Origin of the sequence: Paenibacillus pseudetheri (assembly GCF_924513355.1) — a bacterium.
Lineage (GTDB): Bacteria > Bacillota > Bacilli > Paenibacillales > Paenibacillaceae > Paenibacillus_AQ > Paenibacillus_AQ pseudetheri.
This window is the reverse complement of the sequence record NZ_CAKMAB010000028.1, coordinates 37,107-63,742: the sequence shown is the minus strand read 5'-3', so window position 1 is coordinate 63,742 and position 26,636 is coordinate 37,107. Positions and strand designations below refer to the sequence as shown.

21 protein-coding genes are annotated in these 26,636 nt (G+C 42.4%); 5 read left to right on the top strand and 16 right to left on the bottom strand.

What is annotated here, in order from left to right; all coding sequences use genetic code 11:
* Window positions 1-26 precede the first annotated feature (26 nt).
* Both L1028_RS21315 and L1028_RS21310 read left to right on the top strand, forming a co-directional pair.
* Window positions 27-2,114 (top strand): ABC transporter ATP-binding protein, encoded by a 2,088-nt coding sequence (locus L1028_RS21315; protein WP_234539349.1) that lies wholly within the window; start codon window positions 27-29, stop codon window positions 2,112-2,114.
* A gap of 104 nt (window positions 2,115-2,218) precedes the next feature.
* Window positions 2,219-3,460: a winged helix-turn-helix domain-containing protein gene (locus L1028_RS21310; RefSeq protein WP_234539347.1), complete on the top strand. Its 1,242-nt coding sequence runs from the start codon at window positions 2,219-2,221 to the stop codon at window positions 3,458-3,460.
* Here L1028_RS21310 and L1028_RS21305 read toward each other — a convergent pair.
* The 3 genes from L1028_RS21305 to L1028_RS21295 all read right to left on the bottom strand — a co-directional run bounded on the left by L1028_RS21305 (window position 3,452) and on the right by L1028_RS21295 (window position 5,628).
* Window positions 3,452-3,916, bottom strand: coding sequence for a hypothetical protein (locus L1028_RS21305; protein WP_042188942.1), 465 nt, complete (start codon window positions 3,914-3,916; stop codon window positions 3,452-3,454). The genes L1028_RS21310 and L1028_RS21305 overlap by 9 nt on opposite strands.
* Window positions 3,917-4,157: 241 nt before the next feature.
* The gene (locus L1028_RS21300) at window positions 4,158-4,505 is read right to left on the bottom strand and encodes a four-helix bundle copper-binding protein (RefSeq protein WP_042128424.1); all 348 of its coding nucleotides are present in this window, start codon (window positions 4,503-4,505) and stop codon (window positions 4,158-4,160) included.
* A gap of 97 nt (window positions 4,506-4,602) precedes the next feature.
* Entirely contained in the window at window positions 4,603-5,628 is a 1,026-nt protein-coding gene (locus tag L1028_RS21295) for a CobW family GTP-binding protein (RefSeq protein ID WP_234539345.1), read from the bottom strand.
* 172 nt (window positions 5,629-5,800) lie between these two features.
* On the opposite strand from L1028_RS21295, the gene L1028_RS21290 reads away from it, so the two are divergent.
* Window positions 5,801-6,313: a MogA/MoaB family molybdenum cofactor biosynthesis protein gene (locus L1028_RS21290; RefSeq protein WP_234539343.1), complete on the top strand. Its 513-nt coding sequence runs from the start codon at window positions 5,801-5,803 to the stop codon at window positions 6,311-6,313.
* A 695-nt stretch (window positions 6,314-7,008) separates the two neighbouring features.
* Window positions 7,009-7,290: an ArsR/SmtB family transcription factor gene (locus L1028_RS21285; RefSeq protein ID WP_279306895.1), complete on the top strand. Its 282-nt coding sequence runs from the start codon at window positions 7,009-7,011 to the stop codon at window positions 7,288-7,290.
* A gap of 818 nt (window positions 7,291-8,108) precedes the next feature.
* Here L1028_RS21285 and L1028_RS21280 read toward each other — a convergent pair.
* The 8 genes from L1028_RS21280 to L1028_RS21245 form a co-directional block, all read right to left on the bottom strand.
* Window positions 8,109-10,178, bottom strand: coding sequence for a serine hydrolase domain-containing protein (locus L1028_RS21280; RefSeq protein ID WP_234539341.1), 2,070 nt, complete (start codon window positions 10,176-10,178; stop codon window positions 8,109-8,111).
* Window positions 10,179-10,426: 248 nt separating this feature from the next.
* The gene (locus L1028_RS21275) at window positions 10,427-10,981 is read right to left on the bottom strand and encodes a DUF1700 domain-containing protein (RefSeq protein WP_234539339.1); all 555 of its coding nucleotides are present in this window, start codon (window positions 10,979-10,981) and stop codon (window positions 10,427-10,429) included.
* Window positions 10,982-11,236: 255 nt separating this feature from the next.
* Window positions 11,237-12,409 carry a serine hydrolase domain-containing protein gene (locus L1028_RS21270; protein WP_234539336.1) on the bottom strand — a complete coding sequence of 391 codons (1,173 nt, stop codon included), beginning with the start codon at window positions 12,407-12,409 and terminating at the stop codon, window positions 11,237-11,239.
* Between the two features lie 76 nt (window positions 12,410-12,485).
* On the bottom strand, window positions 12,486-14,540 hold the full coding sequence (locus tag L1028_RS21265) for a serine hydrolase domain-containing protein (RefSeq protein WP_234539333.1): 2,055 nt from the start codon (window positions 14,538-14,540) through the stop codon (window positions 12,486-12,488).
* Window positions 14,541-14,661: 121 nt separating this feature from the next.
* Complete coding sequence (locus tag L1028_RS21260) at window positions 14,662-15,948, bottom strand: ATP-binding protein (protein ID WP_234539331.1); 1,287 nt, start codon at window positions 15,946-15,948, stop codon at window positions 14,662-14,664.
* A gap of 1 nt (window position 15,949) precedes the next feature.
* The gene (locus tag L1028_RS21255) at window positions 15,950-16,690 is read right to left on the bottom strand and encodes a LytR/AlgR family response regulator transcription factor (RefSeq protein WP_234539400.1); all 741 of its coding nucleotides are present in this window, start codon (window positions 16,688-16,690) and stop codon (window positions 15,950-15,952) included.
* 567 nt (window positions 16,691-17,257) lie between these two features.
* Window positions 17,258-19,564 carry a thiamine pyrophosphate-dependent enzyme gene (locus L1028_RS21250; protein ID WP_234539328.1) on the bottom strand — a complete coding sequence of 769 codons (2,307 nt, stop codon included), beginning with the start codon at window positions 19,562-19,564 and terminating at the stop codon, window positions 17,258-17,260.
* A 25-nt stretch (window positions 19,565-19,589) separates the two neighbouring features.
* On the bottom strand, window positions 19,590-20,600 hold the full coding sequence (locus tag L1028_RS21245; RefSeq protein ID WP_234539326.1) for a 2-oxoacid:acceptor oxidoreductase family protein: 1,011 nt from the start codon (window positions 20,598-20,600) through the stop codon (window positions 19,590-19,592).
* A gap of 322 nt (window positions 20,601-20,922) precedes the next feature.
* On the opposite strand from L1028_RS21245, the gene L1028_RS21240 reads away from it, so the two are divergent.
* Window positions 20,923-22,266 carry an amino acid permease gene (locus tag L1028_RS21240; protein WP_234539323.1) on the top strand — a complete coding sequence of 448 codons (1,344 nt, stop codon included), beginning with the start codon at window positions 20,923-20,925 and terminating at the stop codon, window positions 22,264-22,266.
* A gap of 95 nt (window positions 22,267-22,361) precedes the next feature.
* On the opposite strand, the gene L1028_RS21235 is transcribed toward L1028_RS21240, so the two are convergent.
* From L1028_RS21235 to L1028_RS21215, 5 genes are all read right to left on the bottom strand, one after another.
* Window positions 22,362-23,066: a DUF6273 domain-containing protein gene (locus tag L1028_RS21235; protein WP_234539319.1), complete on the bottom strand. Its 705-nt coding sequence runs from the start codon at window positions 23,064-23,066 to the stop codon at window positions 22,362-22,364.
* 96 nt (window positions 23,067-23,162) lie between these two features.
* Window positions 23,163-24,614: a nicotinate phosphoribosyltransferase gene (locus L1028_RS21230; protein ID WP_279306894.1), complete on the bottom strand. Its 1,452-nt coding sequence runs from the start codon at window positions 24,612-24,614 to the stop codon at window positions 23,163-23,165.
* 52 nt (window positions 24,615-24,666) lie between these two features.
* The gene (locus L1028_RS21225; RefSeq protein ID WP_234539315.1) at window positions 24,667-25,206 is read right to left on the bottom strand and encodes a cysteine hydrolase family protein; all 540 of its coding nucleotides are present in this window, start codon (window positions 25,204-25,206) and stop codon (window positions 24,667-24,669) included.
* A gap of 29 nt (window positions 25,207-25,235) precedes the next feature.
* Window positions 25,236-26,006 (bottom strand): NUDIX domain-containing protein, encoded by a 771-nt coding sequence (locus tag L1028_RS21220; RefSeq protein WP_042128449.1) that lies wholly within the window; start codon window positions 26,004-26,006, stop codon window positions 25,236-25,238.
* Window positions 26,007-26,170: 164 nt separating this feature from the next.
* Entirely contained in the window at window positions 26,171-26,635 is a 465-nt protein-coding gene (locus L1028_RS21215) for a YlbF/YmcA family competence regulator (RefSeq protein WP_423803072.1), read from the bottom strand.
* Between the last annotated feature and the right edge of the window lies 1 nt (window position 26,636).

Here is a 26,636-nt window from a genome sequence, read left to right as displayed (position 1 = left end):
AGCAAAACTTTTAGGAGGTGTCACCGTTGACAAAGAGTACAGGCAAACGCCTGCTTGAATACGCATTGACTGCAAAAAAAACCTTTATCGCAGCTCTTCTACTCCTCTCCATCGGGGTAGCGGCAGAGCTGGCAGGTCCATTTATCGCCAAAAGCATGATTGACAATCATATGTTGGCCATCGAAAAGCCTTATTTTAGTACTACATCACCAGAAGAGGCGGTTCAATACAACAACGCTTATTATAAACGCGGAGACCGGTTTGAACCCGGGGAAGCTAAGGGTCAAGAAATTCGCATTCTTCAATCGGGACGAAGCTTCTACTTTATCAATGAAGCCGTAACACAGTCCGATGGTGAGCGAAAGTTCAGTAATGGTGAAATGCATATCACGCGCGGCCAGGATGAAGTCATTTATCCTGCGGTTAAACTTTCAGCAGATGAGCTGTTTGATTTTTACAAACCTGAGCTCCCTGGTATTTATCAGCTGGTCGGTTTGTACGCTATCTTCCTGGTCATCTCGATCTTTGCTGAATTCGGTAAAACCTATTGGCTGCAATCTTCGGCGAATCAGGTAATCCGAAAACTACGAACAGATGTGTATTCGCATATCCAACGACTTCCGGTTTACTTTTTTGACAACTTGCCAGCAGGTAAGGTCGTGTCACGCGTAACTAATGATACCGAAGCGATTAAAGATCTATTTATTGCCGTCCTCTCTAATTTCAGTACTGGTATTATTAATATTACTGGTGTATACATCGCCTTGTTCTTGCTCGATGTTCGACTAGGTCTGATCAGCTTGTTCATCATCCCGATTCTTATTCTTTGGATCGTGCTCTATCGCAAAATCGCTACAAAATACAATACAATCATCCGCTCACGTCTGAGTGAGATCAACGCTATCATTAATGAATCGATTCAAGGAATGTCTATTGTTCGTATATTCCGCCGTCAGAAGCAGCTTGGTGAAGAATTTGAACATCTGAACGATGACTACTTGAAATATCAGAATAAAATGCTGAATCTGAATGCCTTCACCTCCCACAACCTGGTGAACTCTCTACGCAGTCTCTCTTTTGTGATGGTGCTTTGGTATTTCGGAAATGGCAGTATTACGGGTTCTACATTTGTATCTTTAGGTGTTCTGTACGCCTTCGTCGATGTGCTTGGACGTTTGTTCCAACCGATTACAGGTATGGTGAATCAGCTCGCAAACCTCGACACTTCTATGGTCTCTGCGGGTCGTGTCTTTACACTTATGGATGAGCCTGGGGAGAATGTTACCGATGGTTCTATGCCGCGCTATAAAGGAAAAGTGGAGTTTAAGAACGTATCTTTTGCTTATAAAAAAGACTTCGTCCTTCGCGATATTTCCTTTGAAGCACGCCCGGGCGAAACTGTTGCTCTAGTAGGTCACACCGGTTCCGGAAAAAGCTCGATTATCAACTTGTTATTCCGGTTCTATGATCCACAAAAAGGTGAGATCACGATTGATGGCCAGAAGGTTACAGATATTCCTAAGCAATGGCTACGCAATCACATGGGGATTGTTCTTCAAGACCCTTACCTCTTCACTGGCACTATTGCTTCCAATGTCAGCCTGGGGGATGAACGAATCTCACGCGAACGGGTTGAACGGGCTTTACGGGAAGTCGGAGCAGATAAATTGCTGGCCCACCTTCCTCAAGGTTTTGATGAACCCGTTATTGAAAAAGGGAGCACCTTATCAGCAGGTCAGCGGCAATTGATTTCTTTTGCCAGAGCGCTCTCCTTCGACCCGGCTATTCTGATTCTTGATGAAGCTACCTCCAATATCGATACGGAGACAGAAAGCGTCATCCAAGATGCACTTGAAGTCCTCAAAAAAGGACGTACCACATTCATCATCGCGCACCGTCTATCCACGATTCGCAGTGCAGATCAGATTCTTGTTCTGCATCACGGAGAAATCGTAGAACGCGGTAGCCACGATGAGCTGATGGCACTCGGCGGTAGATACTTACGGATGTACCAGCTACAAGTAGGCGCTGGTTCTAACAGTATCGACAATGATAATGGTGCGCCCTCCCGATCTTCGTTAGGCAGCTTGCAACCATCGTTAGAGAAGATGTAATCGATCCCCTGAGTCACATCCTGTGATTCAGGGTTTTTCTATACTTGATATTAGAACATTTGTTCTGTAAAATGAAGAATAATACATATAAGTGAAGGAGGCAAATGATGCATACATACACTGTAACTAAGAAGCAAGCTCGACTTTTTCTCCTGGCTCACCAAAAGTTAACTAAGGGCGCTCTCCCTGCCGGTAAACTTAGCATTTATGATTATGTCCGTCATGTAGGTTGTATTCAATATGATCCACTCAACATCGCAGGGCATAACCATGAGCTTGTCCTACAATCACGAGTTCCCGGGTTCACACCTGAACAAGCCCAAGAGCTTCTGTACCAAGACAGACTTCTAGTAGATGGCTGGGACAAGAACATGTCCATTTATTGTACAGAGGACTGGCCTTACTTTAAACGTAGAAGAGATGCATCAGCATCGTACCATCAGGCCAATGAGCCTGTAATGGTCACTGTAGAGCAGGTTCGTGAGGAGCTATTAAAGCGTGGTCCCCTTTCCTCTCTGGATCTAGACGGTAAGGATAAGGTGGATTGGGCTTGGGCTCCGGCTAGATTAACAAGGGCCGCTTTGGAAAGTATGTACTTTTGGGGGGAAGTAGTCGTTCATCATCGTGTTCATACCCGTCGGTATTACGATTTTACTGAACGTCTGCTTCCACATAATCTTTTAAACACTGAAGACCCTAACCCCACTGATGAACAATTTCATGATTGGTATGTGCTGCGTAGAATAGGTAGCATCGGACTGTTATGGAATAAATCTGGCGACGGATGGCTTGGGATTTCTGATCTAAAGAGCAAGGAACGTACTGCAGCGATTCAAAGACTGTTAATGGCGGACAGTCTCAGAGAAGTTCTAGTGGAGGGTATTAAGCTTCCACTCTACATCCGTAGCATGGACGCTCTAACTCTAGAAGCTGTAATACAGCAGGAGTCTGAAGATGCAGAGAGTCATTCAAGTTATTCGTTTGCGGCTGTTTTGGCTCCACTGGATAACTTGATATGGGATCGAGAACTGATCCGACAATTATTTGGATTTCATTACCGCTGGGAAGTCTATAAACCAGCCTTGGAACGGGAGTATGGTTATTATGTACTGCCCTTATTATATAATGATCGTTTTATTGCGAGATTTGAACCGGTGATGGATAAGAAGAGCCAAACCTTGAACATTATGAATTGGTGGTGGGAACCGGGTGAGCGCCTAACGCCAGAGATGCTTCCGGCATTAGGCGAAGCTCTATCTGCACTGTCACGCTGCGTTAGAGCTTCTAAGATTCATTTTAGACCGGAGGTTGTAGAGGACTGCGGATTAAAAGGGTTATTAATGTAAAGTCTCCTCTTCTAACCCCAGTTTCGTGAACATTTCTGTACAATAGCCTTGTAATTTGATCTCTAGCCTTCTAGCTTTATTTTTGAATCGTTTCAACTCCTCGATCATTTTTGCCCTTCCAGCAGGGGTGAACGTCTCTTGTATCCGTTCTTTGAAATAATCGTGAACGATATGGTTACGCTGTTTCCACACTTCTTCCAGCTGAGCGGTTTCTTGCTCTGAGAAAGGAAAGTGATGCTGGATTTCTTTGATGAGTTGACCGAGTGAATTGCTGAGTTTTCGCTGATACAAATCAGTCAGATCTGCTTCAGTGGGCGTCTTCCCTTGTGATAATTTGGTAAGCAATAACAAATTGGTCAACTGCTGTTCCAGGGCTTGACCATAATAAACTGCTAGTCCAAAATACGCAAATAACTCCTTGGATTGTTCACTCTCTGGTACTTGTGTATGCTTCATCTTTCCCCTCCACTTCTGTTCGGCCTGCCAGAGCTATAATAAACTGCTATCATCCAGATGATCCGGAGAAGTTTATGTTCGCTACACATCTACTGTTAATTCTCCAGTTCCCTACATATTTCCTCTTCTAGAAACAAAATTAAATCTAGCCTAGTGCTAAAAAGAAAAACAGACCATGCTGTACATCCACAGCAATGGTCTGGTCATTTGCTTATTATATAGTTAGTTTGGGTATACAACCTTACGCGTATACTTCAACCGCATCGCTAATCAAACGGCACGCCTCAGCACATCTACGGCAGGCATCAATACATTCCTGACAATGTGTATGTATATGCTTACTGCTTTCATCAGCACAGGCTTCACAAATTTCAGCACAGAGTCGGAGAATTCCGGCTACAAACGGACTTTGGCGAGTCATCGCTTGTACGGCATAAGAACAAATATCCGCACATTCACGATCTAGCCGCATGCTTTCACGCAGAGAAGCAAGATCATATTCTTTTAGGCTTGAGACATAGCTATAATTACAGGCATTCATACTTTCTAAACAAGCGTCAATGCACTCCTGATATTGAATTCGGGTCATAGCCTTAAACCTCCTGTATTTTTATAGGGTATGCGATACTATTAACCTACAAGATTAGGAATGAACCATTACAACTTCTGACAACAAGGAGATCTGATTATAGACTTCTCTTAACTGTACTAGGACGAACGAAGGTACGTCCCTCCATCTCCAGTAACCTAGTGCGTAGTTCATTTGATGAGAAATGTTCACCGATAAATACGGCTACGTCAGGCACTTCGCCCTGTGGTGTGATTTTCATAAAATCAGCTTCACGATAGGCATATTGGAAAAGAAACCGGCTGGAGGTGTCATTAAAGGTCACAATACCTTTAGCTCTATAAACATCACGCGGCAATTCTTTAACGAACTGTTCGAATTCTTCACTGTTTACTGGACGTTTAAAATAATGTGTGTACGCCATAACATGATCGTGGGTAGTATGTGTGCCACCAGTGGTGTGTTCATCTTCATCATACGAGAAGCTTTCGTTCGCGTCCTCAACTTCTTCCAGCTGTTTATCCGTAAGAACTCCACCTGCATCACGCAGCAGTTCCTCCGTTTCCACCTCACAACGCACAGTTGGCAGAATAGGTGCATAAGCATTCCATTTCCGCAATACAGCGGTAACCTCTTCCGCCTCTTCAGCGGTTACACGGTCGACTTTATTTAATAACAAAACAGAAGCGCAGCGAATCTGCTCCTGCATCAAACGATAAGTCGCACCCTGCTGTGCGCGAAACAGCTCAAGAAGATGTGCGGCGTCAACGACAGTGATCAAGCTTTTCAGTTCTACTTTTTGATATAACGAAATCTCAGTTACGCCGTCCACAATTTCCAGCGGATTCGCAGCGCCTGTTGCCTCAATCACTACGACATCCGGAGACTCCTTCTTGATCAGTGTTGCCAGCTCTGTACTGAGATCACTTCGGATAGAACAGCAAATACATCCACCAAGTAGTTCAGCCATAGGGACAGTTTGCTCAACAAGCAATCCATCCAGATTCACTTCCCCAAGCTCATTCATCACTACAGCTGGGCGTAAACCCTGATTTTTCCAATGATCTAGGAGACGCTGCAGCAATGTTGTTTTGCCGCTTCCCAGAAATCCTGACAATATATACACAGGTACGACCTGTTCCATGTTTCATCGCTCCCAAGCAAATTACGGTTATGTGTAGCGAGTGTACTACATGCACGCGAAGCACGCAAGCGGCACCCATAATTTCAGCTACATTCTGTGAATATAAGACAGCTTGTCTTTACTTCAGCCATACCCTATCATGATAACATCTATAATTTAGGAGTTGAGCCATTTGTCATCTGTTGAAGAACATCGGAAAGAAGCGCCTCAAACCGTTTCCTGCTATATCATTACTGTCTCGGACACCAGAACTACTGAAACAGATACCGGAGGAGCTTTGATTAAATCTATGCTCGAAGAAGCCGGGTATGAAGTAATAGGCAGCACCATTATTAAAGATAATTATCAGGATATTCGTGAGCTATTGTATAAATGTGTCGACCATGCCGGAATAGAAGCTGTACTCCTGACTGGTGGAACAGGGATTTCCCCACGGGATACGACCTATGAAGCTGTTGCCTCTTTGCTAGATAAAACATTACCTGGCTTCGGTGAGATTTTTCGGATGTTAAGCTTCACTGAGGACATCGGTTCGGCCGCTATTCTGAGTCGAGCCATCGCCGGCACTATGGGAAAGACCGCTATCTTTTCTATGCCTGGCTCTACTGGAGCAGTAAAACTGGCTATGGAACGGTTAATTATCCCGGAACTTCGTCATGTTATGCGTGAAATTTACAAGCGTTAAGCAAATACCCATTTTTAAAACAATAGACAAACAACCAAGCAGGCTTTTGTTCTGTGCGTATAATACGGTAAGTCCACACACAAAAGGAGCTGAAGGAAATGTCTGAATGTCCAAAATGCCCAGCCCAAACGGTTACTGACCCACCAAAGGTGGTTTATCAAGATCACTTCCACCCACAAGTAGTAAATGTGATTCATCCAGTTGAAATTGTAAGACGTCACCACTGTGTACCCGTACCTCGCCATTGCTACACCTATTCTGTTAAAGATGTATTTGTTGATAACTCCATGATGCCTAGAGGTGGAAGATAACTCTACTTCACAATGCTATTAAAAATACTCTATAAGTGAGAGAAAGATCCGTGCTAAATGCACAGGGACTTCTCTCACTTTTTTTCTGTGAAAAAACATTTGACAACATCGACCGTTCAACCTATAACTTTGAACACTTTACTCGAAAGTGGTTTTTGATTAACTAAACGGTTAATCGGAAAGGAACGAGATGAGCTCACTCCCAACATTAAATAGAAAAATCAAAACGATCGTCAGCCCTTTTCACGAATTATTATGTAGTCTACATGTCTTCTATCAACCGGAGCACCATCCGAAACGATTGCAGTAGGCGCTTGATCTCAAGAAAGCAATGCCCCTTACACTCCAAGAGAACATCCACACTTTAGGAGAATTATCAGATGGTTGGATCCCGCTCTTAGATCTTCCAAATCGAGTAGGTGCCCAGCCTTAAGTGATGATACAAGAATGCGTATGCTGAAAATCCTCTGGAAAGGTCCTCACTGTACAAAGCAACTTGCGCCATTATTGGGGATCTCAGAGGCCGCGGTTTCTAAACAATTGAAGCAGCTTACTGAGGCTGGATTCACCAAGTTGGAACGTAAGGGAAACTATTTATTTTATTCGGTCAGTAAAGAAACCTTTGATAGTCTAATCGTTCTCCAAAGACAATACCTGGAACAATGAAATCTATGAAAGGAGGAGCTTCATGGTGTGGCATACCGCTATCGCAACCTTAAAAAGAAACCAAAAGGCCAATCTTATAGCCTTTCCCTGGATCTTTACTTTTGGGATTCATACTCTAAACTAAATTCGATATTGAGGCTACGGTTTCCCAAAAAGAGGAAATCGATAGTTTAATGGATGAGTTATTCGAGGAATAGTAGTTAAGCCCCGGGGAAAGTTTCCGGGGCGTTTTTTTTATGTAGTTACCTAAACCACTTCATCGATCTTAATCCAATCATTGTCATAGACGTCCATCTCTATCTCCCCCTTTTCATGTTTTTGGACATAAAAAAAGCCTTGAAATGAAAAAAAAGGAATAACCCAAAAAAATGGCCATACTTTTTCAACCTCAAGGCATATTCTATAAGTTGTCAATTAAGACAACAGCTCCTTCTCCAGCTGAATATAAGACAGCGGAGAAAATGAATGTGTTTTGTAATGAGGTAATTATATCCTAAATCATTGTAAAGGGGCAATATCGTAGGCAGATTCTTTCAATCGCCTTCTATTGCCCCATATTTACATTCATTTTTAAGCTTTTTCTAAAAAAAATTTGTTGCCGTTTAAGGAAAGTAAAGGTTTAGATCGACCAAATAATAAAATAAGGAACCATAGATTATAGCCTGTCGATATTTTGTTGAACAATAGTGTCCCATCCCTCACGATTAGAATGTGCTAAGCGCAAAGGTAGTGAAAATAAAACTGGAAAGAAACAACAAGGTAGTCATGGTTGGAGATTCCGTCGCGGTGCGAATGCGGCTGTAACGACCGATAAGCGATTAAGGAACAAATAGAATCTTGTCAATGAAATAGGAGGCTTCTTGGCGAAGCAAAGGTTCTTTGGAGCGGAAATCGACTGAACCGTCAGAATTGGTTATTGTGACTGGATCCGTAACTCCGGCAGCAACAAGCTTGCTTACGGCCTTGATAGCCGATTCATCGGTTTTCCCTGCCAATCGGACCTCATCGCCAAGCGGCCATGGAAGAGGAATGCGCGTTAAGATGACGGCCATTTCTTCCCGAGTTATCGTGCGATCCGGTTCAAATCGGCCTCCGGTCTCCTCCCCCAACCAACGCTGCTCGACCGCTGCCTGTATCTCTTTGAAGGCAAAATGGTGTTCGATATCCGTATAACCGGATTTCGATTTGGAGGGCGGATAGCCGAAAGCATGCAGCAGCATTGTGATGAATTCCGCACGGGTCACGGACGCCTTGGGGTCAAAGCTGCGCCCATCTCTTCCATTAATGATATCAAGCGAATGGAGCTTTTCTATAGACGGTTGGTAGGGGCTTTCTTTCGAGACATCCGAAAACAACGCTTTTTCCTGTATTTTGGGCGAATAGGCTATCGGTGACTTGGAGGGTCTATACATATAAGCAATACCTCCATCCTTTTGTTCAAGAAATGCTATTTTCTTCCCGTGGTCATCCATAAACAACAAGGGATCTATCTTTTTCAAAGTAGTCTTGCCATTCCCCAATTTGTATCTGTCTTCCGCTACAAGTTGTCCGTTATTGTACGCAATTCTAGTCACAAATGACGGGGTATGCAGGTCTTTGTATAATCCGACATAACGCGCGGCTTGCTGTTCTGTCAGAGGTGATACCGATTCAGGCATCTCAGTGCTCTTCGGATAATAATGGTCCATAAAAGCAGCATACAAATCCGAGCGCAATTCGGAATCATTATTATAAATGACGAACATTCCCGTTTTGCGCTCAGGCAGTAGCCACGTAAAAGAGGCATGTCCGGGGATGTTCCCACCTTTGCTGACGACATACTGACCATTCGACAGTTCATTGAAAATGCTTTCAAATCCATAGCTTGTAATAGGTATGGCCGGATGAGCGAAAACGGAAAACTTGCTCATTCGTTGAACACTTTGTTCACTTAACATTTGCCGATCTCCGGCCTTTCCTTTTTGTAGAAGCATGATCATGAATTTAGCCATATCGCTTCCGGTGGACAACATTCCGCCCTGAGGCATATCCGTAGGATAAAGGCCATACTCCGGATATGGCGTGCCTTCCGGATCGTAAGCTGCAGCCATTCGGGCTTTAAGCTCTGGGGTTACAAGATCATGGGAAGAATTCATGCCGAGTGGTTGAAAGATGTTTTTATCCATGTATTCATGAAAAGGGAGCCCGGTAACTTGTTCCACGGCATATCCCGCCAAAGCAAAAGCATAATCGTCATACTGGTAGGCTTCCCCCGGCGTCCGGACGACGGTTGGCATTCGATCCAATAAGAAATCTCGAAGAGAATTCTCTTGATTGAGAAGATCGAGCGAGGCGTCATCGTCTTTTTCATATGGGAAATCGAACCCAGTCATGTGGGTCAGCATATTTTCCAAAGTTAGCAGTTTACCTGTCGAATTTGGTATTGTGATACCTCCGAGATATGATTGGATGTCCTGATCCAGCTTGATCTTCCCTTGGTCTGCAAGCTGCAGCACCGCCGCAGCTGTAAGCGTCTTAGAAATGGAACCGATGCGAAAAACGGTATTGGAATCAACTGGGGTTTTGCTTTCTTTGTTTGCATACCCGTATCCTTTGGATAAAACCACTTGTCCGTCATGAACGACGACGAACATAGCACCCGGAACATTGAACTTCTTCAGGCTTTTCCCAAAGTAATTGTCCGCGAAGGCCTCCACTTCTTTGGGGTCAACCGGACCGCTTGGAGCAGCAGGAACAGCTGCAGTCTGAATTGCTGTGATTATTTGCCCCTTAAGAGGGAGCTGTTCCGCACTGACACTATACCCTCCGACCAAAGCAATTAAGTAAGTCACAGCTAGAGACGTGCTTAGCGTTACAGCGAGCACTTTTGAAACTCTTTTTTTACACATTAGAAAATCCTCCGTCAATGAAATTAGTATAGGCTGGAAGTACCCTCTCAGTGTAATATGATGAATTATTTCCCCACACAGTCTTCCGACTAGTTCATCACCTAGCCTAAGGACCTCAGCAGCTAACTCCGATGACTACGGTGTGCCTTTCGATTGTTTCGATTGCGATTGACGATATATGCCTAAAAAATAGGCCAGCCAGAAATCGGGGCACAGTTGGTCTATGAATGACCGTCGCGCCCCGTTCATTATATTAATTTCTTTTTCTGACTAATTGCCTGAATATATTTAATAGTAAGCTTCCATAAGACTTTCCCAAACCAAAACATTAACACTCCAATCACAATAGAAATTGGCAAGGAATACATTGGGCTTGGTGTAAATGCTCCCATTTCGATTGTTATTCCCCCAATATCAAATCCCATATGTTGTCCGACAAATTTAAGAATTCCGCCTATCGGCGTAATAACTCCACCAATCATTAAAGCAATGGAAAGAGTACTGATGAATGGCAAGAGTAAGATACCACTGACACCTACAAAACTGTTACAAAGAGCAAATATTGCACCAAATTTACGCCAACTAAATTTACTGTTCATTGAAATGGCTTTACCTAAGTATACTTTCGCTAATTCTTTTGGGTTTCCTAACCGTTCGATGATTTGCTCAGTAGATACACCATTATTTTGCAATTCAAGTATTACACTTTTGATTTCTTTTAAAATGTCAATACGCTCGGAATCGGTCATCGATTTCAAATGAGTTTCAATTTTCATTAGATAATCATTCATAATTTCATCCATAATTTAACTCTCCTTTGATTACTGATATAGCTGTTAATAAATTATCATAATCTTCAAATAAGGGACCAACCCCCTTATATTGCGCAGATTTTCTGGGCGTTCTGAGAGGGGAAAGTTCAAAAAAGTTGCCGTCCTAATCCAAAAGCCCAAAGATTATTATTAAAAGTAAGTTGGGGATTTTGGACCAGAAAGGTATATATTTAACTGAAAAAATGATCACAAAATTTATCCGTATTTTCCATTTTCCATTTTTTCCTACTTGCTAAATTCAGCAAGTAAAATACTTTTAAACGGATTAGGACTGTTATCTCTACCCAAACTGTTCAAACTGACGACCAACGTATGATTGCCTCCAAGTGTACCTCCCACAATCGTAGAAAACCCTAGAATGCCACCTGTGTGTCCCCATATCGAGACACCGTTTGGAAGCTTAGTTTCAAAGATTCCAAGACCATATCCATCGATTCCTGCTCTTCCCGTAGGAACTGTAGTAAGCATTTGTTTTAGTTGCTGTTTCTTGAGTAATTTGCCACCGAGCAAGGAAGAGAAGAATTTATTTAAGTTATCAGCAGTAGAAATCATATCTCCAGCCGAGCTACCTGCACTTGGATTATAATAAGTAACGTCTTTAATCTCACTTGCTTCGTCTGGTTGGGAATATCCCCGAGCATGCTTGGTGCCTGGAATAACGCTTGAATTGCCAGGTAGGAATGTATCCGACAATTCAAGCGGTTCAATAATCCGATTTTCAATCTCTTCCGCGTAGCTGTTTCCGGTTACTTTTTCAATAAGAATACCCAGTAATACGTATCCCGTGTTTGAATAAGACCAGCCCTTTCCTGGGACAAAGTCTGGGGGCAGAGAAATCCCCATCTTCACTATTTCATCAGCCGTATACGATTTTTTTGTATCCATAAAATCAGCGTCTTTTGACCTTGAGTATTCAGCGATACCACTTGTATGGTTCAATATCTGCCGGATGGTAATCTGTTTACCATTGTATCCGTTTCCTTGAATGACACCAGGCAGCCATTTTTCGATGGAGTCATCTAGATTCAAGCGGTTCTCTCCAGCTAATTGAAGTACAACCGTTGCGGTGAACGTCTTCGTCACGCTACCAATGCGAAAGCGAAAATCTGTTTCCATTGGTTTCTTGGTGCTCAGATTCGCTACCCCAGCGGCATAACCCCATGTTTTTCCACCCTCAGAAGTTTTAGCAAGTATCCCCGGGAATCCAAGCTGCAATGTATCCCGCATTGCTTGCTTGACGGAATTATGATCTCGTTGAGTGGTTGTTGTTTTTAACGAACTAGATACATTTTGAGTGGGTTCTGCTTTTACAATTGAGCTTGGCGATGTGTATAGCAGGGAACTTCCAGTTATTAAAAGGGCCAGACTTGCAAATGTAATTCGACTACGTATTTTCATAAGGCATTCCTCTTCTCAATTAATATTGTAAGTTTGTAATCATCTTCCTAATTGTTGTTTTACAAAGTTGAGTCGTCTATTTATTCATCAAATTAATTTTAAATATATCGCCCTCATTACCACCAAAAACAATCATCCCGCCTTCAGGTAGAACTACCGAATGATTGCTCGTTGCCTTTGAAAAGTTCACAACGATTCCATCCGCGTCATAAACGGCAAAGCCTCCACTTACTGGAGTTTCAACGTTCATGACACGATTGGCTGATTGATCATCAATTTTATACCATACAGCCTGACCACCCGATGGTATTCTGCAAAACGAGTCGTTCCCTTCATAAATGGGTTGAATAGCATCTTCACTTATATAGGATTGTCCGTTGATCTTTAAATACTCTTTATGGTTCTCATTATAGAAATTCAAATCGAAAGCATCTCTTCCGTTCAAAGTAGGAATCTCAATTACATTTACTGCTTTATTCTCGTCAACAATTTTAGTGCCGGATGCGTATCCATGATTGATATCAACGGATATACTTTTGGCCAAAAGCGTTTTGCTCAAATACAACATTGAAGTTATCTTTTCATCCAAAGAGTAGTAGTTTTTTTCATTTCGATGTTCCCATATCGTTTTAGTTGACTGATTTAGAGGATTGGAATCTAATTTTTGATATTCGTAGGTTACCGCAACTGTTTGACCTAATCCTGGAGTATCCGTATAAGCGTTAAGTTTTAAATAGGTTTTGCCATTCTTCGGTTGGTCAAAGCTTATGGTTGCATTCCCATCGTTGTTTTTAAATTGTCCATTGCCCGTATATACATATTTTTGAGGCGGTATCGATCCAAATCCTAGATCGGGTAAATCAATCTCTCCGTTCTTTATCTCCAGATTTACCGTTTTACCTACGGTACCGTATAATCCAGAGTAAGCAAGCAAATCGGATGGCATGTCCACTTTCAATGGAGGTTCAAATGTTTTTTTAGGAAGGATTTCTTTAATGATGCCTTTGGCTCTTATATATTCTAATAAAATATTAGATGCAAATATACTATTGTAAATACCACTCCCTCCCGATGAAAGTACAGCTATAGAAATGTCATGTTCGGGTAGGGTAGTCAAAGCAGCGTGATACATATACGTATCTCCACCTTTGAATAATGCGGTGATTCCGTAATCACTAAATGGGGCTAAACGGACGGCATCCCAACCCAGGCCATAATTAATGGTGTTTGTCTCTTCAGAAACCCACACACCCTTTCTATACTCATGACTTTGCATAGCCATTGCTGACTTCTCAGATAAAATATCCGTTCGATTCCCGATTAATACTTCAGCAAACTTACTTACTTCTTCGGCCGTGGAGTAGATGCCTCCTGTCCCAATGAGATTGGCATTCTCGGTGGGTAAAGCTTGATCGATCCCGGGAAAATAAGTTTTTGTGAGTCTGTCTCTATCAAACGAATCACGTGGTGTTTGGGTAGAGGTTAATTGAAGAGGCTTGCTAATATGGGTTTCAAGAAATTCGCTGTAACTTAAACCGCTCACTCTTTCAACCAAGATTTCAAGTAGTTGGAAGCCATCATTACAATATACCGAAAATTCGCCGGGGTTTGACTTTAAGTTATCTGATTGTAATTTGACCAATAATTCATCATGATTTTTCGTATCATTATCATCAAACAAAAAACTATTCCCATAGTGACTACCGTAAATTCCTGAAGAATGATTCATCAACATGCGTGGCGTAATCTCTTTATATCGTTCATCTGCCATTTTAAAGTCCTTAATGTACGTGGTCAGTGGTTGATCAATATCAACTTGATTAGAATCAGCTAGCATCATCGTTGCAGCAGACACATACGTTTTACTTACTGAGCCTATTCCAAACATCGTCTCTTTGGTTATCGGACTCTTGGTCGCTTTATCGTAGACACCAGCGCTATCCGATAAAACAATGGATCCATGATCCATAATTGCATACTGCAATCCACTTGCACCATAATCGGACACGATCTTCGAAGCCAGCTTCTGTGCCTTTTCTTTTACAGTATCATTATTCGTTAGAGCAAAAGCAGGGGTGACTGGTATTGCAAAAAGTATAGCAGTCATTACTACGGAAACCATCTTCTTCATTATTAATCCCTCCTCGTATTCCTTCCAGATGTGACTTACTGAAATCATCATACAAGGAAGAACGCTGCTAGAATGAAAATCGCCCTGAAACGCAAAAAATAATCCCTAAACAACAGGTTGTCTAAGGATTATCGGTATATAATGGTATTAGTGCCATATTATTAAATATTTTATGTTTCGTTTCAATGGTCATATGACCACCATACTTGTCGCAGATTCTAGCTATGTTCGTTAATCCAATACCATGAAATTCCGGGTTTGATTTTTGGCTGTTTAAATGGGCAACTTCATTCTCCATATGATTCATGATGTGAATGAGAAGGGTAGACTCGGTAGAATGTATTTTTATAAGAATGTACCTATCTTCTGCGATCTTCAACTTTTTAGAAGCCTCTATTGCGTTATCTAGCATATTTCCAATGACAACACATAAGTCATAACGGTCAATATGGACTTTTTGCGAACATAAGCTAAGCTTTGTATCTATTCTTATGCCATTGGCTTGTCCAATATTAAGTGTATTTGTGACAAGGGCATCTATAACTAGATTACCTGTGTTTACCCGTTGATAAGCCCCTTCAACTTTATTTAATGTAGTCTTAATATGTTCCCTTGCTGCTGCTAACTCGTTTCGCTCAATACACTCTTCAATATATAAAAACTGTTGGTTCGTATCATGAATGATTCTTTTAATGGATTTAAAGCTGTGAACGACTTTTTCGTAATTCGCATCCTGATGGTCCATCTGCTGTTGCAGCTGAGCATTCTCATGCATGAATTGAAATTTATCAATGATATTATCAAAAACATAGAAAATCATAACATTTAAGAATAGTAATACAATGACGGATATGAAAGAATAGGCGTCCTTATAAGTTAGAATATTCAGTTGGTTTATACTTACAATAGGAATAACCGAAAAAAATATGTAGTAACGATAATGCAAAGAGTAACTTCTACGTTTTGCAAGTAGTCGTATGATCTGAATGATAGCAAACATGATCATGCAACTGAGTACAATAGCTTTTGTGTAGGCTATTTGATCATATTCATTTACAGAGTCAAAGCTAAACTCAATTGAATATAGGGTATAAAAAATATAAAGGGATATAAAATTAACGAGAGATATTAAAACACCGTAAAACATAGAAAAAATGATCTTGTCTTTAATTTTTACTTGATAAGATTGTGCAAAACTAAATATCATGAGCAAAGGTAGAATCAAAGATAAAATAGGAGAGATGGGAATAACCAGATACAGGTAATCAAGCAACCCAAACATAATGAAATAAATGAATCGGTTATGTTTTTTAGCTGATTTATCAAACACCGAGTTGAAGAAAAAATTAATTTGAACACCCATCACAAGTACAATGCTAAAGACAATAGGAAAATTATTTTGAATCATATCAATCGACCTTCATAATCATAAATTTGGTGTAAGTATCTTTAACTTCATTAATTTTAGAACGACCTATAGGTAATTCCAACCCATTGGACATTAGAACAACTCCGCTAGAAAATTTCTTCACATGAAGCAGATTAATAATAATAGAACGATGGATTTGCAAGAAATTACAGCCTTTTAAGGCCAAAGCATAATCTGAAATGATGCCTTTGCTTTCATAGGTTTGATTAGTGGTTATAAAATGTAGTTTGCTTTTTATAGTTAAGCTTTTGGCAGCTTGAATACTAATGAGGTCATCATATTTTAAAACGATTTCTTCATAGGTTGACTTGATAACCATAAACTTTTTATCAAGTGCTTGAAAGTATTGGTATATCTTGATCATTTTCTCCTCCAAGATCGAAGGAGCAATGGGTTTTATCAAATACTGAAATGTCATGACATCAAAACTTTCCACCATATATTCAGGATAGCTTGTCAGAAAAATAATTTGTTCATCTAGGTTATTTAACTCTCTTATTTTTCGGGCTGTTTGAATCCCGTTTATCCCCCCCATTTCAATATCCAAAATTAAAATATGGAATGGAGTTTCAGAGCGTTCATAATGGGATACCAATTGCTCTCCCGAGCCGAATAATTCAATTTCAAAATCTATATTAGTCTTTATCGACAAAGTAATCAGGATACTTTTGACAAGCTCTCTTTGTTTTTCCTCATCATCGCAAATAGCCACTCTATACAAAAATGATACACCTCTCATTTTCTATCCTTTATTCTAAAACTCCATATAAACATGATACAACCTTTTGACTTTGTATAGATAGCTTTTGGATGAAATGCAAATTAGAATCCCTCAACACCACATGAACGAAATCCTGCGAATACATGAGCTTGCGGGAAGAAATCAAATCATATCGAGGGACTATGAAAAAAATTCCATTCTAGGTTGTGAGTCGGTGCTCTTTATCTTTGTAAACTCAGAATCTGGGTATCATCGGAGTCCTTGCTTTTAGGCGGTCAAACTCATAGATCGTTCGGAGATTTTATTCATATAAATCAATCCCATGATAAAACCCACAGGAATCAGTAACCCTAATAAATCGACATATAATTCACAAAGTGAAAAAGCTGCAATTATGATCTCCCGGTCTTTTAACTTTAATATCTTTCGCTGATCCAAATAAGACAACAGTAATGAAACAAAAAAACAGATCCACAAAATTCAGCTCAATAGTATCAGTCCTCCCTTCTTTCATTATATACAAAACACCCGACAGAGAAATCTGCCGGGTTTTTTATCATTTATATTTTACAAATCAGGATGCTCATGTTTTGCTTTCAGACGATTCCAACGACGCTCTACTTCTGTTTCGAAGCTCCGTAAAGCTGGCTCATTCTCAGGCTTCAGTAAATGACGGGTTTTGCCCATTGTCTTCAACCAAGCAGAAAGCTCAACGCGTTTGCCTTTGTCCTCTGGATTGTACGTAATATTCGTAGAACCGTGCTCCACTTCATAAAGAGGGAAGAAGCAAGATTCAACAGCCAGCGAGACGATGTTGGTACCTTCTTTATCTTCAGACATCCAGTTCAGCGGGCATGCGATCAGGATTTTACCATACACAAGTCCTTCGTTCTGAGCGTACCATTGTGCTTTTGCCGCTTTCTTCACAAGATCCTGCGGATAAGCTTCGGAACCTGTGAAGACATATGGAATGTTAGTAGCTGCCATGATTTGCGCAGTATCCTTATGCTGTGTAACTTTACCTTGCTGATTCTTACCAATGCTGGATGTAGATGTACGGTGACCCAGTGGTGTGGAATAGGACTGCTGAGCACCTGTGTTCATGTAACCTTCGTTATCGTACTCTACGATAATCATTTTGTGACCGCGTAGTGCGGCCCCAATCGCAGGTCCCATTCCGATGTCCATACCGCCATCACCAGTTACCATTACAAATGTAAAGTCGTCTTGAAGCCCAAGTCCGTCCAATTCACCACGGCGTTTGCGTTCCCAGAACATTTCTACGACACCAGATAAGGTAGCTGCACCATTTTGGAACAGATTATGAATAAACGTAGATTTATGAGAAGAATATGGATATCCCGTAGTTGTTACCATCGCACAACCCGTGTGATAAAGCGCTACGATATCCCCTTCGATGCCTTTGAAGAACGTCTCCAGTCCTGAGAAAATCCCACAGCCTGGACAAGCGCCATGACCTGGTGCAAGCCGTTTAGGTTTCTTCGTCAAGCTGCGCAGTGGGGGTATCCGCACACTTAATTTCCCTGTTGCTTCATCCTGTTTAACCGTAATTAATCCTGTCTTCAGCGAATCAAAGTCCATCGGCTTCAATAGACGCTGTGGCGCTTTGTCCGGTGCACCTGGATTGTGACCATAGTAGTCAAACGGAACCTCAACACGGTCTGCAGCAACGGCCTCTAATGCCAATTGGAAGAATGCATGACCATCTTCTGCGTAGAAGTCCTTACCGCCCAACCCGTAAATACGGCTAATTACCTTTGTAGTAGTGTTACCATAGGTGAATAAGGCTGCCTTGATCTCATTTACCATATTACCGCCGTGACCACCAACCGAATCCGCACGGTCGCCTACAGTGATTGCCTTAACATTCTTCAGCGCTTCAGCCATTTGCTTCTGTGGAAAAGGCCGAATCATATTCGGCGAAATTGCACCTGCTTTGATCCCTTGCAAACGAAGCTGATCTACAACATCTTTAATGATCTCTGACGCAGAGTTCATCAAGAATACGGCTACTTCCGCATCTTCCATCCGATACTCTTCGATCATTGGATAGTGGCGTCCGGTCAGTTCAGCGAATTCTTTAGCGATTTCCTCGAAGACTTCACCCGCATTATACATCGCTACTGACTGCTGATAGCGGTTGTTGATATAGTCAGGTTCATTCATGTAAGGACCTACGGTAACCGGATTATTACGATCCAGGGTGTCCGTAAAGCCTACCGGAGGTTGTGCTCCGACGAATTCATGAACATCCTCACGGTGAGTAAATGCCTGTACACGGCGCTTCTGATGAGAAGTAAAATACCCATCTGATGCTACCATAACTGGAAGACGCACTTTGGCGTGCTCAGCAAGCTTAAGTGCCATCAGGTTCATATCATAAACGGATTGTGGATCACGGCACATCAGAATCGGCCAACCCGTGTTTAGTGCAAAATACAAATCAGAATGATCACCGTGAATATTAAGCGGACCGGAAATCGAGCGGCAGATCAAATTCATTACCATAGGCATCCGTGTACCAGCTTGTACCGGCAATTGCTCTAGCATGAACATATAACCTTGGGCACTGGTAGCATTAAATACACGTCCGCCAGCCGTCGAAGCTCCATAACAGATTCCTGCAGAACTGTGTTCGCCATCTGATGGAATAAGCATAATGTCATGCTGACCGTTCGCTTTCATGGTATCAAGAAATTGAGCGACTTCTGTCGATGGGGAGATCGGAAAATAACCCATGACATGATAATTTATCTGATGGGCAGCATAAGCCGCCATTTCATTGCCTGACTCATATAGGAATTTCTGCTCAACCTTCGTAGAGCTTACTTCTTTGTCATAATCAATAGCCACGTGTGTTCCACCTTTCCTCCGTTAATTAAGCCTCAGTAACAAGATCAAAAATATGCCGGACCGTATGGCTCTCAGCATAGCCCTCTTCCTCGCGTTCGCCAGACAAAGCCGTTGTAGGACATGCTTCTACGCATTTCAAACAGCCTTTGCAGTATTGATAATCAATCCCTTGCAGGAACATTTGCGGTCGTCCCTTCTTATCAGGCTGTTCCTCCCAAACAAAACATAAATCAGGACATACCGTATCGCACTGCGCACAATGAATACAATCTTCTAATTTGAAATGAGGCAATAAACCGGATCTTGAAATGCTTAGATTCTTTAAAAAGCTGCTGCCAGGATTCGTAATGGTACCACCAATAGGCTGAGTTTCATAACCTAAGGCCGAAATATCGGACCGAACGAACTCAGGCATAATCGCCCCTTCTGGTAATGGGAAATGCATGAAGGTAACTTCATTAAATCCACGTTCGAAAGTAGTTAGTGCGGACTGAACAGCCTGCGGATATTTTTTGCCAAGTGATTTCTCGATAACGCCCTTCATAATTTCAGGATCCAAGAAATCACACATCCGGAACAATGCGCCTAACATTGCCATGTTTACACGGTTCTTTTCATCTAAAGCGATCGATGTAGCATCAACAACAGCTATAGTTCCTGCCATCATATTCAGGGAGGACTTTAATTCCTCCGGCGACTTAGCTGAGTTCACTAGTACCGTGCTATGATCATAAATTCCGCTAGTCACGTTGACGGTCTTTGCCAACGCTTCATGGAATATTCCTACGACATGAGGTCGTTCTACTGGTGAAGTGTCACGAATATGCGTGTTCAAGTCACAAAAACGGATATGCGCTTTTACCGCTGATCCCTTTTTCTCAGAACCATAGGATGAAAAGCTCACTCCATTCATTCCAGCACCGACAACGCCTGCTTCTGCAAGCATTTTACCCGCTAAGTTCGCGCCTAGCCCTCCAATTGATTCCAGACGAATCTCAAAAAATCCGAGTTCGTTCACTTTTGGTAACTGTACCACCGACATAGCCCCTTTCAGAATGTCATCAGTATAATATCCTTATGACTTTTTCAAAGATTGTAACTTCATTTAGCAAGTCGCGAAGTGACAAATCTTGCATTTTCCATGTGTTACCTAAGATTATTTAGCTACTCTTATTTAGCAATAAAATTAAAAATTAAGATGTTAAATTCATCACATTCTGCATGATAAATATCACACTCCAGTGAAAAGTAATGCCTCATTCAAAAAATGTGTGTTATTTTTACTTTTCAACTAGTCCGTTTCAGGATAAACTGATGCTTGGTGTAATTTTTCGAAGACAGCTTAGGAGGCATTAATTGTGAAGTCAAACGAAGCATCATTACAGAAGAAATTGCTTCCTCGGCATATCAGCTTTATGGCGATGGGCGGAGTAATCGGTACGGGGATATTTAAAGGAAGTTCTGAGACCATAAGCATTGCCGGACCTGCGGTTATTCTTACTTATGTATTAGCAGGCCTGCTACTCTTAGTGGTCATGGGGGCAATAGCCGAAATGGCTACGGTGTACCCGAATAGGAATATGAAGGACTTCATACGTGAGGCTTTTGGAGAACGACTTTCCTTTATTGTGGGCTGGTTATATTGCTTCATGTGGTTGACCGTTTGTGTGATTGAAGTGCTGGCAGCAGGCAGCTTCTTGCAATACTGGTTACCGGATGTTCCTTTATGGCTACTCAGTCTTGCAAGTGGCGCTTTAATTATCGGCATCAACATGATGAGTGTAGGTGGTTATGGAGAAACGGAGTTTTGGTTAGCCGGGATCAAGATCGCAATGATCATCATCTTCATTATCTTAGGAAGCTCATTAATTTTTGGACTGTTGCCTATGTCTGAGGCTACGCCTTACTTACACAACTTTACAGACTATGGTGGATTTCTCCCGAGAGGCTGGGCCCCCATTTTCTCTGCGCTTCTTGTCGTCATGTTCTCATACGGTGGGTCAGAGTTGATTGGGCTAACCTTGACGGAGACTCAGGATGCAGAGAAGGTCTTACCTAAGGTCGTCAAAAGCTTCATTCTGCGCGTTATTCTGTTCTATACCTTGCCGATCCTAATCATCTGTGGGTTAATACCCTGGAATCAACTGAATGAGCATACAAGCCCGTTTGTTCAGGTATTAGCCGCAACAGGACTTAAGGGTGCCGATCACATCATGAACTTTATTCTGATTACAGCGGTGCTCTCTGCTGCCAATTCTGGTATTTATGGCGCCACTCGGATGCTGCACTCTATGGCGTCACAGGGCGAAGCACCACGCAGCTTGGCAAAAACCTCTGTAAAAGGTGTACCTATCAACAGTCTGAAGCTCTGTGCCGTTGTTCTTGTTATTGGTTCCTTGTTAGCGTACTTCGCCCAGGATGGATTGTTCCGTTTGCTAATGGCTGTTCCAGGCTTTGTGGTTATTCTCGTATGGATCAGCATTTGTATGTCACAACTTAAACTGAGAAAATCTTATCCGAAAGAACCAACCTTTAAGGTATGGGGATTCCCTTATATAACCGTTGTTACACTTGTTTGTTTAACTGTTATCGCGGTTTCTTTTCTCTTCGATGTTCAGAATCGTATCAGTATAGGAACATGCCTAGCAGTTCTGTTGATGCTTACGATTTGGTCGTTCGTAAAATTCAAGAAAAAGAATTAGAGGTTCTAGCTTGGACCGATTTATCAAAAAGAGGTGTATCCCTTGTTCTTCACATTAGCGAAGAGAGGGACACGCCTCTTTTTAATTATTGCCACTCAAAACCGATTGTCTTTATCATGGAGATTAATTACCATAGCGGGACGGACGCCGTCACGGGCTACACTGACATTCGCATAGCTGCGAATACTGTAACTCGGTCCGACAAAAAACGCACGCGAAGGTTTGTTTCCCTGTGTTCGCAGCCACCACCAAGAGCAGCCAACTTCTTCGCCGTCTTTGATTTTATAGTTATCTTTATCCGTTTTATCATATACGTATAAGTTGCATCCATCGTGCTTTTTCGATTTAGCAAATTCCGTGCCAAACGCACGCCGTAGTTCTTTGCCATGTATCTCTGAGAATGCCTTTATCTCATCAACGCTAAGCAAAAAAACGTTGTCCTCCGTATCTGGCGTACCCTCTCCGTTATCTGAGCAACGGGTCGTCTTTATTAATTCCTTCTCGGCAGCATTGAATGCGCTGTTATAGAATTCATCGTTTAGCCACTCGCGCAAATCACAGTCGTGCCACGTAATATCCACGCAATCACGCCATTTAATATCTGCGCTCTTGCCGTGATACCTCTTGCATTCCAAAATGTACTCGCTCAAAACAAACAGTTCGCTACCTGAGTTATGGAGAACACGCCATTCAATCGGCAGCTCTTTACCATCCTTCGATTGTGAATACGTGCCGAAAGTAATGATTTCGCCCGGCTTAAAGTTCCTGTTCGACGCAAAAGCATGCTGCCCCTTTTCCATTAAGTTCTCCTCCTTATTTACTTCCGAAAAAACAAAAAAACGCGGGTACATCACTCTCCCGCGTTAACACTGTTGACAGAATTAATCCTGCAAAATCTACTCTATATCCGGTCGTATATGCTCAGCGATTAACTGCTGCTTGCTAGTCCAGACCTTTTCACTCAAATTCAACCGGTATACTTCGGGATTCAGCTTACGTTGATACTCCGGCCAGAATAGGTCCTTTTGCTCCCGATGATAACGGCGGACTTCATTCAAATCCGGCAAAGTATACACTTGGAATCCGTTAACGTATATCGGCACTAGCATAGGTAGTGCCTCGTAACGCTCAACATACTTATGCATGTATGGATGCAGCGGATTAAACAGCTTCAACCGCGCACCATTACGGGGAGCTTCCTCTTCTGGGAAGCAGATATAATCCGCAAGCGCTTTGCCATTTTTACCAATAATCCGGAATACGTCCTTCTTGCCAGGCGTGGATACTTTCTCAGGGTTGGAGGAAATCTTGATCGTCGGGATCATTTCTCCAGTAGCAGACTCAATTTCCACCAGCTTATAGACACCACCCAAAGAAGGTTGGTCCGAGGCGGTGATCAGTTGGGTACCCACCCCCCAAGTATCAATTGCTGCACCTTGCAGCTTCAAATCCATAATCGTGTTCTCATCCAAATCGTTGGAAGCGACTATCTTCACATAATCCAGGCCAGCATCATCTAACATCTTACGCGCTTGACGGGATAGATAGGCCAAGTCACCGCTATCCAAACGGATACCGACCATTTTTTTACCTTGCGCCTCAAGCTTCTTGGCTGTATGGATTGCATTAGGCACCCCACTACGAAGTGTATCGAAGGTGTCGACCAATAGCGTAACTTCGTCCGGCATCACCTTAGCATAGGCATCAAAAGCCTCCTGCTCGCTGCCAAAGCTCTGTACCCAGGAATGTGCATGTGTTCCCTTGGTCGGAATACTAAACATTTTGCCTGCCAGCATGTTGGAAGTAGCATCAAAGCCGCCAATATAGGCCGCTCTAGCCCCCCACACCGCTGCATCAGCTTCTTGCGCACGCCGGGTACCGAACTCCAGCAAGATGTCATTCGGAGCCACCTGCTTAATTCGTGAAGCCTTAGTAGCGATCAACGTCTGGTAGTTCATGAAGTTCAGAATGGCTGTCTCCACCAGCTGAGCCTCCATAATGGTTCCTTCCACGCGGATTAATGGCTCATCTGGAAAAATCAATGCGCCTTCTTTCATCGAATGAACGGTTCCCTGAAAATGAAACTGCAACAGTTCCTCCAAAAAAGCTGGAGCATAGTTCTCTTCTTGCTCCGACAAATAACGGATATCATCTTCGGTAAACCGCAAACCGCCGATATAACCAACAATACGCTCTAACCCTGCAAACACAGCATAGCCGTTGCCGAAAGGCAGCTTACGGAAATAAGCCTCAAATACAGCCTTCCGTTTATGAGTTCCATTCACCCAGTGAGCATACATCATATTGATCTGATATTTATCCGTATGTAGCGCAAGTTCTCTTCTCAAGTCCTCATCTCCTAATATCTACGCTGCTATATGTGTATGTTCTGTTCTAGTATTATGCCTTAACAACATCTGCGCCTAAACTACCCCTGAAATGTTCTAACGCCCAAGTATGTCCATTTGGATTAAAGCTGGCAACTGCATCTTCGTGCACAATAATTGCAAACCCTTTGTTATATGCATCCACTGCTGTGTGCAATACACAAATATCTGTGCAGACCCCAATTAAATGGAGTTCAGTAATGCCACGCTCCCGCAGCTTAATTTCCAGATCAGTTCCACTAAAGGCGCTATAACGTGTTTTGTCCATCCAATAGATGGAATCACGGTTGTGCTCATAGACAGACTTCAAACTTCCGAACAACTCTCGTCCTTCACTCCCGCGTACATTATGAGGAGGAAATAGTTTGCTCTCCGGATGGTAAGGGTCATTCTCTTCATGCAAATCAACGGCCATAACGACATAATCGCCATTTTGGACAAACTCCGACGTTAATTGGCTCATTCTAGGCTCGATATCTACGGCTGGCTGACCAACCGGCAGATTTCCGTTAACAAAATCATTCGTAAAGTCGATCACTATTAGTGCTCTCATGAGATTAATCCCCTCTCCTGATTTAACCACTACGTGTAGATGGATAACAAAGGCTCATGATCTGTGAACATATAGAGCTGAGCGGGACGCTGGGAATATTGATTTGAACTAAGCGCATTCCCCTCTTCGTCTCTCACCTCTTTTAATATACCCTGACGGCTACGTGTTGAAGTGATTTTACGAATAAAATTCGGTTCCTTAAATTCCGGCACTACCGTTTGAATGACTTGATAGAGCTCACTAAGGGTAAAATGCCTAGGTAAAAACTGTCTTGCGATCGTAGTCTGAAGCATTTGTTGTTGAATACGCAAGTATGCATCCTTGATGATATCATGGTGGTCAAAAGCGAGCTCCAGCTCTTCAAGTGCTTCCTGCAATGTAAATAAACCTACCTCACCAGCATCATCCGAAGCTTGTCTTTGCTCCAACATCCATTCTTCTACAAGGGCAAAAAATGCATGACTGATAATCCATCCGCGAGGGTCGCGGCCTGGTGTACTGTAAACGCCCAGATATTCCAAATGACCACCATCTACACCAGTCTCTTCTTTGAGTTCACGTGTAGCCGCAGCATAAATGGACTCATCCTCCTGACAGAATCCGCCTGGGAGAGCCCACATTCCAGCACACGGCCATTTCTTTCTTCTAATTAACATTACCTTAAGCTCACGTAAGGGAAGCGTCTTGGTGACCGTCTTACGTTCGCGTTTGGTCAGTGTAAACATTACGATGTCGGCCGGAACTCCGTCCGGTGTACGATATTTTTTGGCGTTATAGGTTTGTTCCCCATTTTCGCTCATATTTGCCCCATCCTTTTCCGAAGCTATAATTTTACTAATTCGTATCTTTAAATGTACCAAACCTTAACTTCTAAAATCAACAACTGGACCTAGAAAGATTAGATTATGTATAGTGTGAAACTTAAAGGGGCGGATCTGCATCCGCCCCCCAAACTGAGTGTGGGTTATCCGCATGTGGTTGGAGGCGCTTCGGTGCCGGCTTCCACATTTATTTTTTCCGAAACGGTATCTCTAATCACGGAAATGACAAGCTGGAGTAGATAATTGATGTCACTCTGGCTCTGCTGAAATTCGTTCACGACTGGAATGCCGTCAATTTCATCCTGCAACACTTCAATTTCACGCTCGATCTTTGCTACCATATCTTTATTATTAAAGCTTTCGAAGGCGACAATTTCCTTCTGCTTTTTCTTAATCGTTGCAATCAGGCCTTGTACACGCTCGTGGTTCAGGATTTTTTGCTCAGCCTGTTGAAAATGCTTTACTTCTTCACTTGTCGAGATCAATGTAGCTAGTTCTTTAGCTTTACCCATAATATCCTCGCGTACGATCAAGTCACGGGTATTATAAGTCTTCATTCCATATTTATTCAAACGTTGTTCCTCTGTACTCACAAGCCATCTCCCCATT